Source organism: Nocardiopsis sp. NPDC101807, assembly GCF_044766605.1.
In the GTDB taxonomy this organism is placed as follows: Bacteria; Actinomycetota; Actinomycetes; order Streptosporangiales; family Streptosporangiaceae; genus Nocardiopsis; species Nocardiopsis tropica.
In genome coordinates this window covers 1,169,981-1,191,415 of record NZ_JBIWMK010000001.1, presented here as the reverse complement: position 1 = coordinate 1,191,415, position 21,435 = coordinate 1,169,981, and the positions used below count along the sequence as shown (strand labels likewise).

At 70.4% G+C, this 21,435-nt stretch carries 16 protein-coding genes; 10 read left to right on the top strand and 6 right to left on the bottom strand.

Features of this window, described 5'->3' with window-relative positions:
• Positions 1-310 precede the first annotated feature (310 nt).
• A complete protein-coding gene (locus tag ACIRPH_RS05080; RefSeq protein ID WP_402909544.1) occupies positions 311-808 on the top strand; it encodes an ATP-binding protein in 498 nt (165 codons plus the stop codon).
• Between the two features lie 302 nt (positions 809-1,110).
• Positions 1,111-1,947: a helix-turn-helix domain-containing protein gene (locus ACIRPH_RS05075; RefSeq protein WP_402909351.1), complete on the top strand. Its 837-nt coding sequence runs from the start codon at positions 1,111-1,113 to the stop codon at positions 1,945-1,947.
• Between the two features lie 242 nt (positions 1,948-2,189).
• On the opposite strand, the gene ACIRPH_RS05070 is transcribed toward ACIRPH_RS05075, so the two are convergent.
• From ACIRPH_RS05070 to ACIRPH_RS05050, 5 genes are all read right to left on the bottom strand, one after another.
• Entirely contained in the window at positions 2,190-2,423 is a 234-nt protein-coding gene (locus ACIRPH_RS05070) for a DUF397 domain-containing protein (RefSeq protein ID WP_267946165.1), read from the bottom strand.
• A 359-nt stretch (positions 2,424-2,782) separates the two neighbouring features.
• Positions 2,783-3,799 (bottom strand): metal ABC transporter substrate-binding protein, encoded by a 1,017-nt coding sequence (locus ACIRPH_RS05065; RefSeq protein WP_402909346.1) that lies wholly within the window; start codon positions 3,797-3,799, stop codon positions 2,783-2,785.
• Positions 3,800-3,883: 84 nt separating this feature from the next.
• Positions 3,884-4,555 (bottom strand): potassium channel family protein, encoded by a 672-nt coding sequence (locus ACIRPH_RS05060; protein ID WP_402909343.1) that lies wholly within the window; start codon positions 4,553-4,555, stop codon positions 3,884-3,886.
• A 22-nt stretch (positions 4,556-4,577) separates the two neighbouring features.
• On the bottom strand, positions 4,578-5,930 hold the full coding sequence (locus ACIRPH_RS05055) for a TrkH family potassium uptake protein (RefSeq protein WP_402909541.1): 1,353 nt from the start codon (positions 5,928-5,930) through the stop codon (positions 4,578-4,580).
• 251 nt (positions 5,931-6,181) lie between these two features.
• Positions 6,182-7,102: a cation diffusion facilitator family transporter gene (locus ACIRPH_RS05050; RefSeq protein WP_402909340.1), complete on the bottom strand. Its 921-nt coding sequence runs from the start codon at positions 7,100-7,102 to the stop codon at positions 6,182-6,184.
• 127 nt (positions 7,103-7,229) lie between these two features.
• Here ACIRPH_RS05050 and ACIRPH_RS05045 point away from each other — a divergent pair, with 127 nt between their 5' ends.
• The 3 genes from ACIRPH_RS05045 to ACIRPH_RS05035 all read left to right on the top strand — a co-directional run bounded on the left by ACIRPH_RS05045 (position 7,230) and on the right by ACIRPH_RS05035 (position 11,854).
• Positions 7,230-7,559: an ArsR/SmtB family transcription factor gene (locus ACIRPH_RS05045; protein ID WP_402909337.1), complete on the top strand. Its 330-nt coding sequence runs from the start codon at positions 7,230-7,232 to the stop codon at positions 7,557-7,559.
• Positions 7,560-8,154: 595 nt separating this feature from the next.
• Positions 8,155-11,385, top strand: a complete 3,231-nt coding sequence (locus tag ACIRPH_RS05040; protein WP_402909335.1) for an efflux RND transporter permease subunit — start codon at positions 8,155-8,157, stop codon at positions 11,383-11,385.
• Positions 11,386-11,683: 298 nt separating this feature from the next.
• The gene (locus ACIRPH_RS05035) at positions 11,684-11,854 is read left to right on the top strand and encodes a hypothetical protein (protein WP_402909332.1); all 171 of its coding nucleotides are present in this window, start codon (positions 11,684-11,686) and stop codon (positions 11,852-11,854) included.
• Positions 11,855-11,917: 63 nt separating this feature from the next.
• On the opposite strand, the gene ACIRPH_RS05030 is transcribed toward ACIRPH_RS05035, so the two are convergent.
• Positions 11,918-12,382 carry an ATP-binding protein gene (locus ACIRPH_RS05030; protein ID WP_402909329.1) on the bottom strand — a complete coding sequence of 155 codons (465 nt, stop codon included), beginning with the start codon at positions 12,380-12,382 and terminating at the stop codon, positions 11,918-11,920.
• Positions 12,383-13,072: 690 nt separating this feature from the next.
• On the opposite strand from ACIRPH_RS05030, the gene ACIRPH_RS05025 reads away from it, so the two are divergent.
• From ACIRPH_RS05025 to ACIRPH_RS05005, 5 genes are all read left to right on the top strand, one after another.
• Positions 13,073-14,668: a family 2 glycosyl transferase gene (locus ACIRPH_RS05025; RefSeq protein ID WP_402909327.1), complete on the top strand. Its 1,596-nt coding sequence runs from the start codon at positions 13,073-13,075 to the stop codon at positions 14,666-14,668.
• A gap of 579 nt (positions 14,669-15,247) precedes the next feature.
• Positions 15,248-16,228, top strand: coding sequence for an ABC transporter permease (locus tag ACIRPH_RS05020; RefSeq protein ID WP_402909324.1), 981 nt, complete (start codon positions 15,248-15,250; stop codon positions 16,226-16,228).
• 97 nt (positions 16,229-16,325) lie between these two features.
• A complete protein-coding gene (locus ACIRPH_RS05015; RefSeq protein WP_402909322.1) occupies positions 16,326-17,237 on the top strand; it encodes an ABC transporter permease in 912 nt (303 codons plus the stop codon).
• Between the two features lie 14 nt (positions 17,238-17,251).
• Complete coding sequence (locus ACIRPH_RS05010) at positions 17,252-19,456, top strand: dipeptide ABC transporter ATP-binding protein (RefSeq protein ID WP_402909320.1); 2,205 nt, start codon at positions 17,252-17,254, stop codon at positions 19,454-19,456.
• A 73-nt stretch (positions 19,457-19,529) separates the two neighbouring features.
• Positions 19,530-21,239, top strand: a complete 1,710-nt coding sequence (locus tag ACIRPH_RS05005; protein WP_402909317.1) for an ABC transporter family substrate-binding protein — start codon at positions 19,530-19,532, stop codon at positions 21,237-21,239.
• Positions 21,240-21,435 lie beyond the last annotated feature (196 nt).

Below are 21,435 nucleotides of genomic sequence, written 5' to 3'. Positions count from 1 at the left end.
GAATTCACGTGGTGGGCGCGACAGAATCCTATCCACATCCCTACCGGTCGGTAAGTGGGCGGGGGCGGGAGTGCGGCCTTTCGGGGCCTCCCGGGGAGAGGGCCCGGGGGAAGGGAGATCCGGTGAGGTTGGTCCCCCTGTTTCCCTGCACTTTGTCGAAGCTTGGCCTACGATTGCCACCAAGACCGAGATGCACGTGCATACGAGACGTGCAGCGGCACGGGCCCGAAGGTGTCTTCGCGGGATCGCGGAGGTTTCCGGGACGTGTCGTCGCTGCTCGCCACGGTGCGTCAGGGAGGAAGTGGAAGGCATGGAGTGTGCGGAGGCGGTGGCGGAGCCTGCCGGCGGATGGTGGCTCAAGGTCCTGACGCACGGTTCCCGGCGCTGGAACACCCCGGTCTGCGGCGACCGGCACGACGCGGTCACGTGGAGCTTCGAGCCGAGGCCCCACGCCGTGGGGGCCGCGCGGGAGATTTCCGAGGCGCTTCTCCGCGAATGGGAGATGCAGTACTTGTCCGGCGATGTCGCGGTGGTCGTTTCCGAATTGGTCACCAATGCGGTCCGGCACGGCGGCCCCCTGCCCTTGACCAGGCAGAGTGAGGGGGGTATTCAGCTCTCACTGATGCGCAGCGGGGGCGAATTCATCTGCGCGGTCCGGGACGGCGGTGATCGGCTCCCCCGGAGAAGGGAAGCAGATCTGACCATGGAGGGCGGGCGCGGACTTGCCCTGGTGAGTGCCTTCGCGCGAGAGTGGGGTGTGATTCCCACGTCTCCCGGCGGAAAGTTCGTTTGGGCGCAATTCGCCTGATCCCGGCCGGACGGCCCGTGGTCGGCCGTCCCGCGGCCGACCGAGGTCCGCGGGGGGCTCCGGTCCGGTGGCCCGCCGTCCGCGGCGGGGGCCGACGGCGGTCCCTCCCGGAGGGCCGGCGCCGTCACCGATGGAGTACCCGGGTGCGGGGGCGCTCCGGTTATATCGTGTACATGTAGTGTCTTGACCTCAAGGCAAAGGTGTCCCGCCACCCCGGATACCCTTGTGCCGGGAATGACAGAGAGGCGACGAACGTGGATATCGCTCGATTGCGCAAGGGGAGCGGCCCCACCGTGCGTCGCATGCTACTCGGGCACGAGCTTCGTAAGCGTCGTGAACAGCGGGGTATCACCCGTGAGGACGCGGGGAACCGGATTCGGGCCTCCGCGTCGAAGATCAGCCGGATGGAACTCGGCCGGGTCGGTTTCAAGCTGCGCGATATCGAGGACCTCCTCAAGATGTACGGGGTCTCCGACCGTAAGACGATCAAGGAATTACTCGAAGTCGCCCGCGAATCCAACAAGCCCGGGTGGTGGAAGGAGTACGGCGACTCGCTCCACAAGTGGTTCATCCGCTATGTGGGCTTCGAGGAGGCCGCCGACCACATACGCATCTACGAGTCCCAGTTCGTGCCGGGCCTGCTCCAGACGGAGGAGTACGCGCGGGAGATCATCTCGGGCGGCGTCGAGACCGACATGGTCACCGAGCAGCGCATCGAGGCGAGACTGCGCAGACAGAAGCGCATCGAGAACGACACGAACATGCGCATGTGGGTGATCCTCGACGAGGCCGCGGTGCGCCGCCCCATCGGCGTGATCAGCCGCGGCCCGGAGATCATGCGCCGCCAGATCGAGCACCTGATCCACCTCAGCAGCGAGCACGACAACATCACCCTCCAGATCATCCCCTTCTCCGTGGGCGCGCACGCGGCCGAGGCCGGGTCCTTCACCCTGCTGAGGTACTCCGAGTTCGAGCTCGCGGACATGGTGTACCTGGAGCAGCTCCACGACGGTGAGCTCATCGACCGCCGCAACGTGGTGGAGGCGTACACCAAGGCGATGACCCGGCTGAGCGTGGCCGCGGCCACCCCGGACGAGACGCTCGACATCCTCAAGGAGATCCGGGAAGACCTCAAATAGCCGTTCACCGTCGCCCGCGGAGGGGTGGGGCGGTGGTGAGGGGAGAAGAACGCGGGGCCCGCCGAGGCGGGCCTTTCCGGATGTTGAAGGGCCCTGTCCACTGGACAGGGCCCTTCCGTCCGTATCCTCGGTCGACCCGGGTGAGGGCGTGGCAACCGGGTCGGTGAGTGCGGAGGGTCCGCGGGCGGAACTCCCCCGGGGCGCTCCGAAGCCCCCGACGGCATCGTCGGTGGGGGCTCGTCCTAGCTGAGCAGGTTGTCGAAGTCACCGTCCTTGGCGCCCAGGATCATGCAGTCGATCTCCTCCTGGGTGTAGACCAGCGCCGGCCCGGACGGGAACCGGGAGTTGCGTACGGCGATCGAGCCGTCGCTCAGGCGGGCCATCTCGACGCAGGCGCCCTGGGAGTTGCTGCGCTTGGCCTTCTGCCAGGCGACGTCGGTCAGCTCGGTCGCGGTGATGCCGTTGTGTGCGGTCATGCTGTGCTGCTCCTTCGGATCTGCGAGGGGAACGTCCGTGCTGATGCACCGCCAGATGCACGTGCATAAGCACTGACACTCCATAAGCATAGCGTGACCCTCGCCACTTGTCCGGGGGATTGGTTCTATGTAAGCGCGGTGTAATCCAACCGTTCGGGACAGGTGTCCGGACCCCGACGAACGGGACGACAAGGGTGCGATTCCGGCGGTCGGCGCAGAGCCGGACACACGTGAGCCCCACCTGTCCGGCACGTACCGGACAGGTGGGGCTCACGGGGGCCGACCGGGCAGGGGGACCCGGCCGCGGCGGGGCCGCGGCCCCGCCCCGGGAGGGGCGGGACGGCGTCAGGCGTTCGCGGTCAGGAGCAGCCCAGCGCGGTGGTCAGCGCGGCCAGGTTGCCCCGCATGATCGACGGGTAGTCGTCGCCGGGGGAGTCCTCGGTGACGCCCTCCAGCGGGTCGAGCACCCGCACCTCGGCGCCGGTCTCGGCGGCGATGGTCTCGGCCGTCTCCGGCGGCATCAGCGGTTCGGTGAAGACCGTGGTGATGTCGCGCTCCCGCACGATGTCGGTGATCGCGGCGATCTGCGACGGGGACGGCTCGGTGTCGGGGTCCACCCCGCTGACGCCGACCTGTTCGAGGCCGTAGGCCTCGGTCAGGTACGTGAACGCGGTGTGGCCGACGACGACGTCGTGGTGCTCGCAGGAGGCCAGGCCCTCCTCGTACTCCTGGCCGATCGCCTCCAGCTCCGCGGTCACCGCCCCGACGTTCTGCTCGTAGGCGTCGGCGCCCTCCGGGTGGATCTCGCCCATCCGCTCGCCGAGGGCCCGGGCGGTCTCCGCCATCAGCTCCACGTCCAGCCAGAAGTGGGGGTCGTGCTCACCGTGGTCGTGCCCCTCCTCTTCCTCCTCCTCATGGGCGTGCTCGTCCTCGTGGGCGTGCTCGTCCTCGTGGGAGTGCTCCTCGTCCCCGTGTCCCTCGTCCTCGCCGCCGGCCGGACGCAGGTGCACGACGTCGCCCACGTCGAGCGCGCTGTCCGAGGCCTCCTGGGAGACCGCCTCGTCCACCGCGGGCTGGAGGCCCCCGACGAAGAACGCGATGTCGGCCTCGCTGACCTCGCCCACCTGGCGGCCGGTGAGCTCCAGGTCGTGGGGTTCGGTGCCGGGCTCGGTCAGCTGGGTGACGGCCACGCCCTCCCCGCCGATCTCACGGGCGAGCCACTCCAGGGGGTAGACGCCGGTGACCACGGTCAGGTCGGCGTCGGCGGGGGAGACACCCGTGTCCTCGGCCCCGCCCCCTCCGCTGCCGCAGGCGGTGATCATCATGAGTGTCGCGGCGCCGAGGGCGGCGGCCCGCACGGTTGTCCCTGTTCGCATGGGTCAATCATCGGGATAATGAAAACGGTTGTCAATTTGTCTGTTTGTGGGGGGTGTCTCCCGGATGTCGGTTCCGTCCGGGTGCTACACGATCTCCGAGAACCGCTCGACGTCGTCGGTCCGTCCCGCGACCACGATCACATCGCCCTTGTTGAGCACCGTCTCCTGGGTCGCGTACGTGAACTCCGCGCCCATGCGCTTGACCGAGACCACGGTGATCCCGTACTCCTGGCGCACTCCCGTCTCACGCAGGGACCTGCCCAGCAGTTCCTTGGGGGCCTTGGTCTTCCCGAGGGAGAAACCCTCCTCCAGCTCCACGTAGTCGAGCATCTGCCCCGACAGCAGGTGCGCCACCCGCTCGCCCATGTCGTGCTCGGGCAGCACCACGTGGTGGGCGCCCACCTGCTCCAGGATGCGGCCGTGGCGACGGCTCGTCGCCTTCGCCCAGATGGTCGACACCCCCAGGTCCACCAGCTGTGACGTGGCCAGGATGCTCTCCTCCAGGTGGGTGCCGATGGCCACCACCGCCCGGTTGAAGTTGGAGGCGCCGATCTGGCGCAGCGCCTCCTCGTCCGTGGCGTCCGCGATCACCGTGTGGGTGAGGGCGTCGGCGTAGGTCTGCACCAGGCGCGGGTTGGTGTCCACGCCCAGGACGTCCCAGTCGCGGTTGACCAGTTCGAGGGCGAGGGAACTGCCGAACCGGCCGAGGCCGATGACCAGGACGCTCTTGTCGTCGTTCCTGTTGCGGTGGGGCACGGGTGACTCCTGTCTGTGCGGCTCAGCCGATGATCGGCCTGGCCTCGGCGAGATCGTAGCGCCGGCGCCGGTCGCGGAAGGCCAGGGCGGTGGCGACGGTGATGGGGCCGATGCGCCCCGCGACCATGAGCGCGACGAGCAGGCACTGGGCCCACGGGGGCAGGTCGGGGGTGATGCCGGTGGAGAGCCCCACCACGCCGAAGGCGGAGACGACCTCGAACACCACCGGGAGGAAGTGGAAGGGGGTCGTGTGCATGAGCAGCAGCGAGCTGAACGCGACGACCGTCGCGGACAGGAACACGAGGCTGAGGGACTGGCGGATCACCCCGGGCGGGAGCTTGCGGTCGAACACGTGCACCTCGTCGTGCGCGCGGATCTCCGCCAGCACCACGAGGAAGATCACGGCCAGGGTCGCGACCTTGATCCCGCCGGCCGTTCCGGCGCTGCCGTTGCCGACGAACATGAGCATGATCGTCAGCAGGAGCGTGGAGTCCTGCATCTCCCCGACCGGGACGGAGTTCAGCCCCCCGCTGCGGGGCATCACGCTGTGGAAGAAGCCGTCCGTGAGCTTGTCCGTCCAGTGCATCGCCCCGAGCGTCGCGGGGTTGCCCCACTCCATCGCGGTGATGAGGGGGAAGCTCCCCAGGAAGAGGATGGCCGTGGTCGTGATGGTGATCTTGGCGTGCAGGCTCCACGCGCGGGGCTCGCCGAGGGTGCGGCGCAGTTCGAGCAGGATCGGGAAGCCGAGGCCGCCGAGGATCACCGCGAAGGCCACCGGCAGGAGGATGAACGGGTCCCCCGAGAAGCGCATCATGCTGTCGTCGTACAGGGAGATGCCGGCGTTGTTGAACGCCGAGATCGAGTGGAAGAAGCCGGAGTAGGCGGCTTGGCCCAGGGACATGTCGTAGCCCAGCCACATCCGGGGCGTGATGAGCAGGAACGTCAGGCCCTGGAGCACCAGGAAGACCACGGCGACGCGACGGACCACGCCGGAGACGTCCCCGATCCACAGGCTCCGTGTCTCGGCCTGCACGTTGAGCTGGGAACGCAGCCGGAAGCGGTGGATCATGGCCGTTCCGAGCACGGACGCCAGGGTCATGATCCCGATGCCCCCGACCTGCATCAGGGTGAGCATGACGATCTGGCCGAAGAGGTTGAGGTCGTGGCCGACCGAGATCACGCCGAGTCCGCACACGGCCAGGGCGGAGGTGGCCGTGAAGAGCGCGGGGACGAAGTCCAGTCCCTCGTCGCCGGGGGTGGCCAGCGGGGTCATCAGCAGGGCGGTGCCGACCAGGTCCACGGCGAGGAAGACGAGGAGGAAGACGCGGGCCGGTTTGCGCCAGGCGAGGAGTTCCCGGGTCGGCCGCCAGGCCAGGCGAGGGCGGAGGAGGGTCTTCGGCGATCGGAGGCGGAGGGCCGTCCTGCGGGCCAGCGCACCGAGGCTGCCTCCGCGCGGGCGGGGGCGTCGGCTCACCGGGTGCGCAGCCCGTGGCCGTGTGTGGTTTCCACCGGATTCTCCTCCTTCGACGAAGCGCGAACGATTCTGTCAAAGGTTGCGGGTCTGGTCACGTCGACGGCCCGGTGCGCGGGAACGGAGGGGCCGGTCAGGGCCGGGAGGACCCCCGCTCAGTCGTGTCTGGCGCCCTCGTGGTCGGCGTGGCCCGGGGGCTCCAGCTGCAGGGTGGAGTGCTCGACGTCGAAGTGGCCGGTCAGGCAGGCGTGGAGTTCGTCGAGCATCCTCCCGGTGTCCCGGAGGTGTTCCTCGGCGACCACCACGTGCGCCGACATCACGGGCACCCCGGAGGTGATGGTCCAGGCGTGCAGGTCGTGGACGTCCAGGACCGCGGGGTGCCCGAGGAGGTGGTCGCGCACCTCTGTGAGGTCCATGCCCTCGGGGGTGGCCTCCAGCAGGATGTGCACGGCCTCGCGCAGCAGGGACCAGGCCCGGGGCACGATGACGGCGGCGATGCCCAGGGAGACGAGGGTGTCGATCCGGCCCCACCCGGTCAGCCACACGGCGACTCCGCCGACGATGACGCCGACGGAGGCGAGGGCGTCGCTCATGACCTCCAGGTAGGCGCCCTTGACGTTGAGGCTGTCCTTGGCGCCCGAGCGGAGGACGAACAGCGCGGCGATGTTGGCGACCAGGCCGAACGCGGCGACGGCGACCATGCCCGGACCGGACACCTCGGCGGGCGACCGTAGGCGGTCGACCGCCTCGACCACGATGAACCCGCACAGCAGGAACAGCACCAGCGCGTTGACCGCGGCGGCGAGGATCTCGGCGCGCTGGTAGCCGAAGGTCCGCCGACTGGTGGCGGGGCGGGAGGCGATCCAGACGGCGGCCAGCGCCAGGGCCACGCCGAAGGAGTCGGTGACCGTGTGGCCGGCGTCGGCGAGCAGCGCCAGGCTGCCGCTGTACGCGGCGCCCACGACCTGGACGGCGGCGACGGCGACCATCATCGCCAGGACCAGCGCGAGCCTCCCGCTGTTGGCCGCGCCGGCGGTGATCGCGTGCCCGTGTCCGTGCCCGTGTCCCGCTCCCACGGCGCCTCCCTCTTGTCCGCGTCGTCCCGTGTCACCGGGCGCCGTGTGCGACGGCGCCCAACAGTTCAGCCTTCACTGTTTATACAGCCAAGGCTGTCTATACAGCAAACTATGTACAATGGTTTTCATGTTGACCTCCGAGCAGCGCCTGTCCGCCATCCACCGGCTCGGCCGCGCGCTGTCCGATCCGACCCGGTCCCGCCTCCTCCTGGCCCTCCTCGAAGGGCCGAACTATCCGGCCGGACTGGCCGACCAGCTCGGACTCACCCGGCAGAACGTCTCCAACCACCTCGCCTGCCTGCGCGACTGCGGGCTGGTGCACACCCACGCCCGCGGCCGCCAGGTCAGCTACGAGCTGGTGGACGCGTCCCTGGCGCACGCGCTGGAGGACCTCCTGCGCGTGGTGTGGGGGACCTCCCAGCCGCACGAGTCCCTGGAGGAGCACCGGGCGGGCTGAGCCCCACCCCTTCAGGATGCCCCGGCGGGCCCCGCTCTCCCGGTTGTCCACAGGCCGTTTTCGCGGAGGCGTCGCGCCCCCGGGAGCGACGCCTTTCTGGTGGGCCGGAAATCGTGGCTGTGATGTCCGTTACAAGAAGGCGGCGTCTGCGGCCACGGGAAGGCCCACCTCACCCCGGGGAGACTCCGACTTACGGCGGACGTCCCTAACTTTGGTCAGGGCTCGACCCTGACAGAAGACTGACGCGCCCCTGAGAGTCCCCTGAACCGGGCGGGGTTGGCGGATCTTCCGATATAACGCGACGTATTCTGAGATCGTGCGCCAGGCGGATGCTCCCCCTGTGCCGCACATCGCGAACGCACAACCTGCGTCCCCACCAGCACCACACGTTCGAGGACCGGTCACCAGACCGCAGTGACGGCGTGCCCGCCCGACGGTCGTCGGCAAGCGCTCGACCACCACACCACGGTCTGCTCCCGTGGTCAGCAGCGAACTAGGAGCGAAAACCTCTCATGTCCAGATCGGCCACAAGGGCCCGTGGTACGGGCCGTCCCCCGGCAGGGACCGCCGCCCGCCGCTCGGAAGGGGCCACGGTATGAACCGCCTCGCGGTCATGTCGCTCAAGAACCGGGCGCTGGTCCTGCTCGTCACCCTGGCCGTCCTCTTCTTCGGAGTCCTCGCGGCCACTTCGGCCAAGCGGGAGCTCTTCCCGGAGATGTCCCTCCCGATGGTGATGGTCTCCGGCACCTACCAGGGCGCCTCGCCCCAGGTCGTGGAGAACCAGGTCACCGAGCCCCTGGAGCAGGCCGTCCAGGGCGTGGCGGGCGCCACCACGGTGACCTCCACCTCCAGCACCGGCTCCTCCCAGGTCACCGTCGAGTTCGACTACGGCTCCGACCAGGACGACCTGGTGCGCCAGACGCAGATCGCGGTCGACCAGATCTCCGGCATGCTCCCCGAGGACGTCAGCACCAGCGTCATGTCCTTCAGCACGGACATGATGCCGGTCGTGATGCTCGCCGCGGGCGCCGAGGACGGCGACGACCAGTCCATGGTCGAACCGCTGGAGACGCACCTCGTCCCCGAGATCGAGTCCCTCCCCGGCGTGCGCTCGGCGATGGTCACCGGCGCCATGGGCTCCGACGTCGTCGTCAGCCCGGACGCGGACGAGCTCGCCTCCGCGGGGCTGTCCCCGCAGGACCTCACCCAGGCCCTCCAGTCGAGCGGCCTGCTCCAGCCCGGCGGTGACATCGACTCCGACGGCCGCACCCTGAGCGTGACCACCGGGGAGCAGTTCTCCTCCGTCGAGCAGATCGAGGACGTCTGGGTCCAGCCCTCGGCCGCCGCCGGCGACATGTCCGCCGCGGCGCCCGGAGCTCCCCCCGCGGCCCCGCCCTCCCCGGTCCAGATCTCCGAGGTCGCCGACGTCGAACTCGTCCAGGACGACGCCACCACGCTGGCCCGCGTCAACGGCGACCCGAGCATCGGCGTCATGGTCATGGCGACGCCCGACGGCAACACCGTCGAGGTGTCCGAGGGGGTCCAGAGGGTCCTCGACGAGCAGGCCGACGTCCTCGGCTCGAACATCGACGTCAGCGTGGTCTTCGACCAGGCCCCCTACATCAACGAGTCGATCCTCGCGATGGTCGAGGAGGGCGGCATGGGCCTCGCCGCCGCCGTCGTCATCATCCTCGTCTTCCTCCTGTCGATCCGCTCCACCCTGGTCACCGCGGTGTCCATCCCGGTGTCGGTCCTGATCGGGTTCCTCGGGATGCAGGCGTTCGGGTTCAGCCTCAACATGCTGACCCTCGCCGCCATCACGATCTCCATCGGCCGTGTGGTCGACGACTCCATCGTGGTGCTGGAGAACATCCGCAGGCACCTCGACTACGGCAAGGAGCGGATGGAGGCCGTCCGGACCGGTGTGCGCGAGGTCGCCGCCGCCGTGGTCTCCTCCACCCTCGCCACGATCGCCGTGTTCCTCCCGCTGGCGTTCGTCGGCGGCATGGTCGGCGAGCTGTTCATGCCGTTCGCGGTCACCGCCAGCCTCGCCCTGGCCGCCTCGCTGATCGTGTCCATCACCCTCATCCCGGTGCTCTGCTACTGGTTCATGCGCCCCAAGGACATCGGGGACGCCACCCAGGAGGAGATCGAGCAGGAGGAGAACGAGCGCGAGCGCAAGGGCGTCCTCCAGCGCGCCTACCTGCCCGTCATCCGGTGGATCACCACCAAGCGCAGGACCGCCACGATCACGACCGTGCTCGCCTCGGTCGTCATCTTCGCCGGCACCGTCTTCATGGCCACCAACCTCGAGACCGACTGGATGGGGCAGTCCGAGGAGAACTCCTACGCGATCGTCCAGGAGCTGCCCCCGGGCACGTCCCTGGAGGAGGCCGACGCCGAGGCCGTCAAGGTCGAGGACGCCCTGGCCGGGTTCGCCTGGGTGGAGTCCTACCAGACCAACGTCGGCGGCGGGGGCATGGCCGGGATGATGGGAGGCGGAGGCAGCAGCCAGGTCGACTACACGGTCACCGCCGACCCCGACACCGACCAGGCCCGCAACCGCGAGGTGCTCCGCGACGCCCTCGCGGACCTGGACACCGAGCACGAGCCCATCCTGAGCAGCATGGGCGCCATGGGCGGATCCGGCATCGAGGTGCAGGTCAGCGCGGACGACCAGGAGGTCCTCGCCGAGGCCACCGGCATGGTCGAGGACGAGCTGGGCGCCATCGACGGCACCGCCGACATCACCAACAGCGTCGCCGCGGAGCAGTCCTCGCTGGAGGTCAGCGTCGACGGCGAGGAGGCCGCGGCCGTCGGCCTCACCGAGGCGGCGGTCGGCCAGCAGGTCTCCGCGGCCTTCAACGGCCAGAACGTCGGCACCGTCACCCTCGACGACACCCGCCGTGACCTGGTGGTCCGCTTCGACGAGGCCCCGCAGACGGTGGCCGACCTGGAGGACCTGCCCGTCATGGGCGCGACCGGGGCCGTCCCGCTGTCGGACGTGGCCACGGTCGAGGAGGTGCTCCAGCAGCCGGAGCTCACCCGGATCGACGGCATCACCAGCGCCACCGTGTCGGCGAGCGTCACCGCCTCCGACCTGGGCGCGGTGAGCGCCTCCATCACCGAGGCCCTCGACGGGCTGGACCTGCCGGAGGGCGCCACGGCGACCCTGGGCGGCGTCAGCGAGGACCAGTCCGAGGGCTTCGCCGCGATGTTGCTGGCGATGCTCGCCGCGGTCGTGATCTGCTACCTGATCATGGTCGCGACCTTCAAGAGCCTGCTCCAGCCGCTCATGCTGCTGATCTCGATCCCGTTCGCGGTCACCGGCTCGCTGGGCCTGCTCCTGATCACCGGGAACCCGCTGGGCATCGCCGGCATGGTCGGCATGCTGATGCTCATCGGCGTGGTCATCACCAACGCCATCGTCCTGATGGACCTGATCAACCAGAACCAGAACAACGGGATGCCGCTCAGCGAGGCGATCGTGGAGGGTGCCCGCCACCGTCTGCGGCCCATCCTCATGACGGCGCTCGCCACCATCGCGGCACTGACCCCGATGGCCCTGGGGATCACCGGCGGCGGGGCGTTCATCTCCGCGCCGCTGGCGATCGTGGTGATCGGCGGCCTGCTGACCTCGACCGTGCTGACACTGGTCCTGGTCCCGGTCCTCTACCAGCTGGTGGAGTGGTCCAAGCAGCGCCGTGCCGCGCGGAGCGCGGAGCGCGCCGAACGGCGCCGCGCCCGCAAGCGGAAGACCGCGGGGAGTGCGCCCGAGGGCGGCACGTCCGGGTCCGAGCGGACGGAGGAGCGGGTCGGCTCGTAGCCGCAGGCTCCACAGGGGCGCCCCGCGCGATGCGCGGGGCGCCCCTCGCCGTTCGCGGCGCCGCCTCGCGGGGCCCGTGCCCAGGGCCCGCGGATCTCGGTACCGCCCCGGTACCACGGGGCGGGGACGGGGCAGGTACCGGCGACGGACCGCCGGAGGGCCCTGCCGTGCAGGGCCTGCCGAGGGGAAACCGGATGATGTCACCGAAATGCCTGCTATGTGGGACTTATCGGTCGTCCCTCTCCGTCACCGGAGCGGCGATTTGTGCAATCCGCGCACTACAGGCAGGCTGCGACACATGGCAGAAACGAACAAGAGCCTCGACGACCTGGTCCGCGACGAGCTGGGCGAGGAGCCGTCGCAGGAGGCGAAGGACTACGCACGCGAACTCTACGAGCGGTACCGGCTCCCCGCGCCCACCGAGGGCGGTGGTGGGCAGGAGCGGCAGGAGGCCGGCACCGAGGGGTGACGGCGGGCCCGCGCCCGCGGGCGGCCGGGGCCGGCGTGACGGAGGGGCCGCCCGCCCGAACCCCTACTCCGCCGCCGCGTCCACGGCGTCGGCGCCGCAGTCCCACACCAGCTCGAACCAGACCCTGCGCCCCATCCCGTCGGCGCGGGGCTCGGTTCCCCACTTGCTGGACAGCGCCTCGACCAGGTCCAGGCCCCGGCCGTGCTCGGCCGTGTCGTAGGGGTCCCGGTGCTGGGGTTGCGGCGCCTCCGCCCTGTTCCCCAGGTCCCGCACCTCCACGCGTGCCCACCCGGGGGCGAGGTGGACGCTGACCTCGAACTTGCCGGTCGCCCGGCCCGAGGCGCTGTGCGTGATGGCGTTCGTGGCGAGCTCGCTGGTCAACAGCGTCGCCGTGGTGAGCTCGGGTGAGGCGGCCAGCTGCCGGGCGACGAACCGCCTCGCATAGGCGATCTGGCTCGGCAGCCCCGGGAACCGTCGCCTCGCGGGTCTGCGGGCGGCGGCGGTGCTGTGGGGTATCTCGTCTTCCATGTGATTCGCCGGACTGTGTAAGGGACTGGGCGGAGGGACCGGGGCCGGGAGTGCGTCCGGCGACGGGGGACGGGTCCTGTGGGCGGGGCCGTGCGCGTGGCGCGCGACGAGGGGTCCGAGAGGGCTCTGGGATGCTGCGGTCTCACACATTGGGTTCGCTCCCCGATGACGTGTGTTCGCGGCGGGCAGGGCAACGCAGCGCCGGGTCCTCGAGGCGTCCGTGCCCGTGGGGACGGGTCACGGCGCGGAGCGGACGCACAGGGCGGAGCCCCCTGGAGCAGGGAGGGAAGCGGGACTGTGCCACGACTGCGCAAGGGCGGCGACAGGCGTTGGGCGGGAAGCCGCTGGGCTTCCCGAGGGACGGTGGTGGGGCCTGGGGCGGGCCGTGCTGCATGCTCATGTCTGGTAGCGGATGTGCCCTACGACACTGAAGGGCGTATTCGCGCTCAGCATACGCTCTGTGCCTCCCCGGAAACCCAGCCGACCTGGCTTGGTCAGGATAACCCCCGTTGAGCTGCCCGAAGAGGGCGTTCGGCCCGATGGGCCGGGTGGTCGGGCACGCGTATCGGCGCGGATTCGTGACTCGTGGGACTCGGGAGGCCGGATAACGATTGCGTCAAGCTCTCCCCCGGGTTCCGGTGCTTCCCGCGGTCTTGCGTCCGCCGTGTCCGACCCGACAAGGTATGGGGCATGGCCTCCCGCTCCCCGCTTCCCCCCGGCCTCGGTGTCGAGATCGACCGTTCCGTCCGCCTCGCCGACGAGGGGCACCTCCTCCTGGGCGGTCGCCCGCCACGGGCTGTCCGTCTCGCCCCGGCCCAGGTCAGCGCGCTGATCCGCTGGCTGAGCGGCGCGGTCCCCGCCGGAGCGGACGAGGGCCTGCTCGCCCGCGACCTGATCAGGGCCGGGCTCGCCCACCCCCGGCCGCTGCCCCTCCCGCCGGGGCGCACCGCCGACGTGGCCGTCGTCGGCCACGCGGGTTCCGCCGCGCTGGAGACCACGCTCGGCCTCCTCGCCGCGTCCCACCCGGGACTGCGGCCGGTCGTCGTCGGGGCCACCGGGGCCTGTGCGTGGACCGCGCGCAGGCACGGCGCCCGGGTCGTGCCCGGTCCGCCCGGGGGGGCGCGGGCACGGGCGGTGGCGCTGCAGGCCTGCTCCGCGGAGTTCGTCGCCCTGCTCGAGTCGGGGACGCGTCCCACCGCCGGATGGCTGGACATCGCCCTGGGCCATTTCGCCGACCCCGGGGTGGCGGCCGTGGTGCCCCGCGTGCTCACCGACCGGCCACGGGCCCCCGGCCCCCTGAGCAGGGCGGTGGCGGCCGTCGCCGCCCACGGGGCCGGGCCCGACCGCGGCGCCGACCCCGGTCCCGTCCTCCCCTGGGGACACGGGACCCCGGGCCAGGCGCGCCCGGGGGCCTTCGGCGACCAGGGCTCCGACGATCCGCTGCGTCCCGTCCCGGTGCTGGTCGTGCGCCGCTCCGTCGCCGACCTGGACCCCGGGCTGGGGCCGGCCGCCGAACTCGACCTGCTGTGGCGCCTCGCCGGAGGCGGGTGGTCGGTGCGCTACGAACCGAGGTCCCGTGTGCGGATGCCGCCGACCACCGTCATGGGGGACTACCTGCGCGCGTGTTTCACCTCCGGAGCGATCGCGGGCCCCCTGTCCCGCCGCCACGGAGGGCGGGCCGCCGGGCCCGAGGTCTCCTGGTCCGGGGCGGCCGCCCTGGTCCTGGCGGCGTCCGGCCGCCCCGGGGCCGCGCTGGCGGTCGGGACCCTGGGCGGCGCCGCGGCCGCGGCCGCGGTCTGCGGCCGGGCGCGCGCCCCTCTGTCGGAGGCGGTGAGGCTGACGGGACTCGACCTGGTGCGCACCGCCGGGGCGGGGGCGCACGCGGTGCGGACCGGCTGGTGGCCGGCGGCGGCCGCCGCCGTGGTCGCCGGCGCGGTGGGGCGGGGACCACGCAGGACGGGGGCGGGGCGGCCCGCCCTGTCCCGCCGGGTCGGCCGGATCGCGGCCGTGTCGGGGGCGGCCCTGGTCCTTCCGCACCTGGCGGCATGGCGGAGGGGGAGGGGCGTGTCCCTCGCGGGACCGGTGACCTGGACGGTCCTGGGAGCCGCGGGCGACGCGGCCCGCTCGCTGGGCGTCTGGTGGGGGACGGCACGGGCGCTCTCCGCGGCCCCCCTGGTGCCGAGGCCGGCGGCGGTGGCCGGGGCCGCCCCGTGGGCGCCCGCCGCCGAGGGGGCCGCGGCAGCCGCCGTCCGGGAGAGCGCGCCCGCCCTCGTCGGCCGTCATTGACCTTCGCTACCCAGGGTGAGTGGACTCGCGTGCGCGCTCCCGCTGTGCCCCGGGAGCGGGGCGCGGCGGGCACGGGCGTTCGGTACGCGTTCGCAGGTAGGAGGAGTCAGGGTTTCGTATGTGTTACTAACTATTGATGTTTGATGGCGTGTTTGTGGCGTTATGTCCAGTTCGAGGGCTTGAATGTTGTTTCGTTCGGGATGCTCTGGAGTTTATTCTTGCAGGTCAAGTGGTGTATTGGTAACTGTGGGGAGTCGTCGGGAGGCCGTGTGTGTAAAGATTGACAAAACGGATGCATCTGGATGACCGAATAGGCACCGTTGTCTTTTCTTGATGGAGTGGTTACCGTCGAGTGTCTAGTGCTCCCGCAGACTCTTGACATTCCGGTCACCGATCGTGAACCGGATGCAATTGTGTTTTGGTAGTCACCGGGAGTAACCCCCACCGGTGGTCGCAGGAACGTGAAGGCTTGACGGCAGTACCCGCCGTGCCCCTCCGATCCGTGACCCTCGGTGCTCTCAGTCACGACCGCGCACAAGGGACAAGCGTCGGGCTCGGCTGTGAGGTTCGGAGATAGTTTTGGGCAAGTTCCTGGCCAGGCGGCTGCTGAACTACGTCGTGCTGATCTTTCTCGCGACGAGTTTCGCCTACCTGCTCGCCGCAACCAACCTCTATCCGCGCGGCTATTTCGAGCAGATGCAGCCCCCGCCCACGGCCGAGGTCATCAACACCCAGCTCGACACCCTCAACCTCAACGACGAGACGCCCCTGGCCGAGCGCTACGCGGTCTGGTTGGGCGGTGTGGTCCAGGGAGACTTCGGGCAGAGCATCCAGGGGCGCGACGTCACCCCCCAGATCTGGCTGAAGGCCGGCGTCACGCTGCGCCTGATCACGTTCGCCACCGTCCTCGGCGCCGCCGTCGGCATCGCCGTCGGCGCCTACTCCGCCGTACGCCAGTACAGGCGCTTCGACAAGGCCTCCACGGCAGTCGCCTTCTTCGTGCTCTCCGTGCCCACCGTGGTCATCGCGATCAGCGTCCAGGTGGGCGCGACCGCCATCAACGACCTCGTCGGCTTCCAGCTGCTGATCTTCTCCGGCGAGTACTCGGCGGGCTTCCGGGGGGAGTGGTGGCAGCTCCTGCTCAACCGGATACACCACGCGCTGCTGCCCACGATCGTGCTCGCCCTCTCCCTGTTCGCGGCCTTCGCGCGCTACCAGCGCAACATGATGCTCGACGTGCTCAACGCCGACTTCGTGCGCACGGCCATGGCCAAGGGGCTCACCCGCAGGAGGGCGCTGTTCAAGCACGCCCTGCGCACCGCGCTGATCCCCACGATCACCTACTTCACCTTCACCTTCGGGATCATGGTGTCCGGCGCGACCTTCACCGAGAAGATCTACGGCTGGCACGGCATGGGCGCCTGGCTGATCGACTCGATCTCCCAGCACGACGTCCACGTGGTCGCGGCGGTCTCCTTCTTCATGGCGGTGACGGTCATGGCCGCCTCGTTCCTCTCGGACATCCTCTACGCCTGGCTCGACCCGAGGGTGCGGGTGTGATCGTGACCGGCCCCCGCACCGCCCACGGCGACGCCCGCGCGTCCCGCCCCTCGACCGCCCCGCACACCACCGCGGCAGCCCGCCTGGAGACCACGCCATGAGTACGACCGAAACGAGCACGGAGCCCGCACCGGCACCGGCCGTGCCCCCGGCGCCCAACCGCCTGAGGGACATCGGGCGCCAGCTCCTGGGGACGCGGCGCGTCGTCATCGGGCTCGGCCTGCTCGCCCTCCTGCTGGCCGTCGCCTTCATCGGTCCCCTCCTGACCGGCTGGGACGTGGGGGAGCGCGACTACACCGCCCTCATCGACCCGCCCTCGCCCGAGCACTGGATGGGCACCAACCGCACCGGCCAGGACGTCCTCACCCAGAGCACCGCGGGCCTGCAGAGGTCGCTGCTCATCGGCCTCCTCGTCGCCGTGCTCTCGACGGCGATCGCCGCCCTGGTCGGCTCCTTCGCCGGGTACTTCGGGGGAGTCACCGACCGCGGCCTCATGTGGATCGCCGACCTGGCCCTGGTCCTGCCCAGCTTCGTCGTCCTGGCGATCCTGTCCAGGCACTTCGTCGGCAACGGCGGCTGGCTGGTCCTCGTCATCCTGCTGGCCGCGTTCAGCTGGATGGTCACCTCCAAGATGGTGCGCGGACTGACCATCTCCCTGCGCGAACGCGAGTACATCCACGCCGCCCGGTACATGGGCGTCCCCCCGCACAAGATCATCCTGCGGCACATCCTGCCCAACATGTCGTCCCTGCTCATCGCGGACGCCACGATCGCCGTGAGCACGGCGATCATCGGCGAGACCGCACTGAGCTACTTCGGCCTGGGCGTGCAGGCGCCGGACATCAGCCTCGGCGTGGTCATCGCCGACGGCTCGCGGTTCGCGACCACGGCGTGGTGGATGTTCATGTTCCCCACGCTCCTGCTGGTGGTCCTCGTGCTCGCGGTGAACATGATCGGGGACGGGCTGCGCGACGCCCTCGACCCGCAGTCCAAGTCGCGCCGCTCCTAGGGGGACAGCAACACATGAGCACCGAAACGGTCGCCGCCACCGACGTCGCCCGCGACGGGCGGACCGCGGACAGCCCGGTCCTGGAGGTCACCGACCTCACCGTCACCTTCCCGGGGTTCGACGGCAACCCCGACGTGCACGCCGTCCGCGGCGTCAGCTACGCCGTCGGCCGAGGCGAGGTCCTGGGCATCGTCGGCGAGTCCGGCTCCGGCAAGTCCGTCTCCTCGATGGCCGCCATGGGCCTGCTGCCCGAGCACGCGAAGGTCACCGGCTCGGTCCTGCTGCACGGGGAGGAGATCCTCGGACTGGACGACCGGGCGATGGCCGCCAAACGCGGCAAGGTCATCTCCATGGTCTTCCAGGACCCGCTCTCCGGCCTCACCCCCGTCTACACCGTCGGCGACCAGCTGGCCGAGGCCGTCCTGGTCCACGACCCGAAGACCCCCAAGGCCAGGGCGCACGAGCGTGCCGTCGAACTCCTCGACCTCGTCGGCATCCCCAACGCGGCCCAGCGCTACCGGTCCTTCCCGCACGAGTTCTCCGGCGGCATGCGCCAGCGGGTCATGATCGCCATGGCCATGGCCAACAACCCCGACGTCATCATCTGCGACGAGCCCACCACCGCGCTCGACGTCACCATCCAGGCCCAGATCCTCGACCTGCTCCGCACCGCGCAGAACGAGACCGGCGCGGCCATCGTCATGATCACCCACGACCTGGGGGTGGTCGCGGGCTTCGTCGACCGCGTCCTGGTCATGTACGCGGGCCGCCCCGTCGAGATCGGCACCGTCGACGAGATCTACTACAACAGCCGCATGCCCTACACCATGGGCCTGCTCGGCGCCGTCCCCCGCATGGACCTGGACCACCAGGGCGCCCTCGTCCCCATCAAGGGCACCCCGCCGTCGCTGTCCGCCCTGCCGCCCGGCTGCCCCTTCGCGCCGCGCTGCCCCATCGCCCAGCCCGAGTGCGAGGCCGCCGAGCCCGAACTGCTCGCCATCGGCTCCCAGCCGAGCGCGGAGACCATCCGGACCGCCCACGCCGACGGCGGGGCCTCGCCCGACAGAACCGGGGTCCACGACACCGGCGTGCAGCGGGTGGCGTGCATCCGCTCCGGCGAGATCGCCGACCGGGACTGGACCGCCCAGGACATCTACCCCGTCCCCGAGATCCCCGAGGTCCCGGCCGCCGACGTCCCCCGCGAGGACCGGCCCGAGATGCTGCGGGTCGAGGGCCTGGTCAAGCACCACGCGCTCAACAAGGGCATGGTGTTCAAGCGGCGCGTCGGCACGGTCTACGCGGTGGACGGCATCGACTTCGACATCCGCGAGGGGGAGACCCTCGCCCTCGTCGGCGAGTCCGGCTGCGGCAAGTCCACCACCCTCATGCAGATCATGGACCTGGAGAAGCCCCAGGGCGGCTCCGTCTCCGTCATGGGCAAGGACGTGACCACGCTCGGCAAGAGCGGGCGGTTCGCGCTGCGCCGCGACATGCAGATCGTCTTCCAGGACCCCATGAGCTCCCTGGACCCCCGCATGCCGGTGTTCGACATCATCGCCGAGCCCCTGCGGGCCCACCGGACCGGCACGGCCGAGGTCACCCGGCGCGTCTACGAGCTCATCCAGCTGGTCGGCCTCAACACCGAGCACGCCACCCGCTTCCCCTCGGAGTTCTCCGGCGGCCAGCGCCAGCGCATCGGCATCGCCCGTGCCCTCGCGCTGGAGCCCAAGCTGCTGGTCCTCGACGAGCCCGTGTCCGCGCTCGACGTGTCCATCCAGGCCGGCGTCGTCAACCTCCTGGAGGAGCTCCAGGCCAGGCTGGGACTCTCCTACCTGTTCGTGGCGCACGACCTGTCCGTGGTGCGGCACATCGCCGACCGCGTGGCCGTCATGTACCTCGGCCGGATCGTGGAGATCGGCGACACCCGGTCCGTCTACTCCAGGCCCGCGCACCCCTACACCCAGGCGCTGCTGTCCGCCATCCCGATCCCCGACCCGGAGAAGGAGCGGGCCCGCACCCACATCGTCCTCGACGGAGACCTGCCCAGCCCCGCCAACCCGCCCTCGGGTTGCAGGTTCCGGACCAGGTGCCAGAAGTTCATCACCCTCTCCGACACGGAGAAGGACACGTGCGTGAACGTCGAACCGCAGATCCTCGCCACCAACGGAGGAGACCAGGGCGCCGCCTGCCACTACGCGGAACGGCGCCAGGTCGTCTGACCCCCCGGCCCTTCGAGGCACGGCCGGCGCCGCCCCGCGCGCCGGCAGAACCACCCCCATAGGAGGAATCCCCATGCGAATCGGGAAGGCGCGCTATCTCGCCCCCGTCGCCGCCCTGGTGATGGTCGCCAGCGCCTGCGGCAGCGATGACGGAAACGACACGGACGCCGCGCAGGAGGAGGTCGCCGCGCTGCCCGCGTCCGACCTCAACGCCGCTCCGCGCGAGGACCTGCAGGAGGGCGGCACCTTCGTGTGGGCCCTCAGCGAGTACGAAGAACAGCACAACATGGTGCACGTCCAGGGCAACAAGGGCGACGTCCGCCGTGTCCTGGGCTCCCTCATGCCGACCCCGACCCGGTTCGACGACCAGGGCGGCTTCGCCCCCAACGAGGACTACGTCCTCGAGTACGGGGTCAGCGACGACGGCCTGGAGGTCTCCTACACCCTCAACCCCGACGCGGTCTGGTCCAACGGCGAGCCCATCACCTGGGAGGACTACGAGGCCCAGGTCATCACCCGCAAGGGCGAGCGCGACGGCGAGTTCGAGATCGGCTCCGACACCGGCTACAGGTGGATCGAGGACGTCGTCCAGGGCGAGGACGAGTACTCGTTCACCCTGGAGTTCTCCCAGCCCTACGCCGACTGGCCCGCCCTCTTCGACATCGTGTACCCCAAGGAGTACATGGAGGACGAGGAGCTCTTCCTGGAGGGCTACGACGGCGAGATCCCCGTCACGGCCGGCCCGTTCGCGGACCCCGAGTTCGACGACGTCACCCAGCGCATCACGGTGACGAAGAACGAGGACTGGTGGGGCGACCCCGCCATGCTGGACGAGATCATCTTCACCAACGTGGCGATCGACGGCCAGGCGACCGCGTTCAACAACGGTGAGATCGACGCCTTCTACCTCGGCTACGACGCCGCGGCGTGGGAGCTCCTGAAGGACCGCGAGGGCACCTACTTCACCCGCGCCGTCGACAACGCCCACCGGTTCATCTCGCTGAACGCCGGAAGCGAGATGCTCCAGGACAAGAACGTCCGCCAGGCCATCTCCATGGCCGTCAACCGCGACACCATGGCCGAGGTGGCCCTGGGCGCCGTGGAATGGCCCATCACCGGCGAGGTCAACCGCCTGCTCCGCTCCAGCCAGAACGGCTACCAGGACAACAGCGACCCGGTCGGCACCTACGACCCCGAGGCCGCGGCGGCGCTGCTCGACGAGGCCGGCTGGACACTGGAGGAGGGCGCGGAGTTCCGCACCAACGAGGAGGGCGAGACCCTCACCCTGGGCTGGGTGGCCTCCGAGGACATGCAGCTGGCGCAGGACGAGGGCGACATCGCCCGCGAGATGCTCGCCGAGATCGGCGTCGAGGTGGACGTCCAGAACGTCCCGGGCAACGCCCTGTTCTCGGACTACGTCGTCCCCGGCAACTACGAGATGGCCAGCTTCGTCCTGACCGGCTCCAACCCCTACCCCACCGACTCCGAGGGCAACTACAGCGGCCCGTACGACGAGGCCGGGGAGGACTGGGGCAACAACACCAGCTTCCACTCCACCCAGGAGATCAACGACCTGTTCTCCGAGCTGGCCCAGGAGACCGACCCGGACCGCTACGCCGAGATCGCCAACCAGATCGACGCCGCCATCTGGGAGGAGGTCCTCACCATCCCGCTGTTCGAGCGGCCCGGCCTGTACGCCATGGACGAGAACCTGCGCAACTGGGGCGCCTACGGCGTCGCCGGCAACTACGTCTACGAGGACATCGGCTGGCTCGCCGAGTAGCCTCCGCGACGGCGTCGCCCACGGCGGTCTGAGCGGTCGCCGCTCCGAGCGCCGAAGGACACCCGGGCGCCGGTCCCCGACAGGGGGCCGGCGCCCTTCGCCGTGCCCGGCCGCCTGCGGCCTCCGTTCCGCCACCGGCCCTCGGAACGGGCCCCGCGCCCGCTCCCGGAGAGTCCCCCGGCGCCTGCCGCGGCGG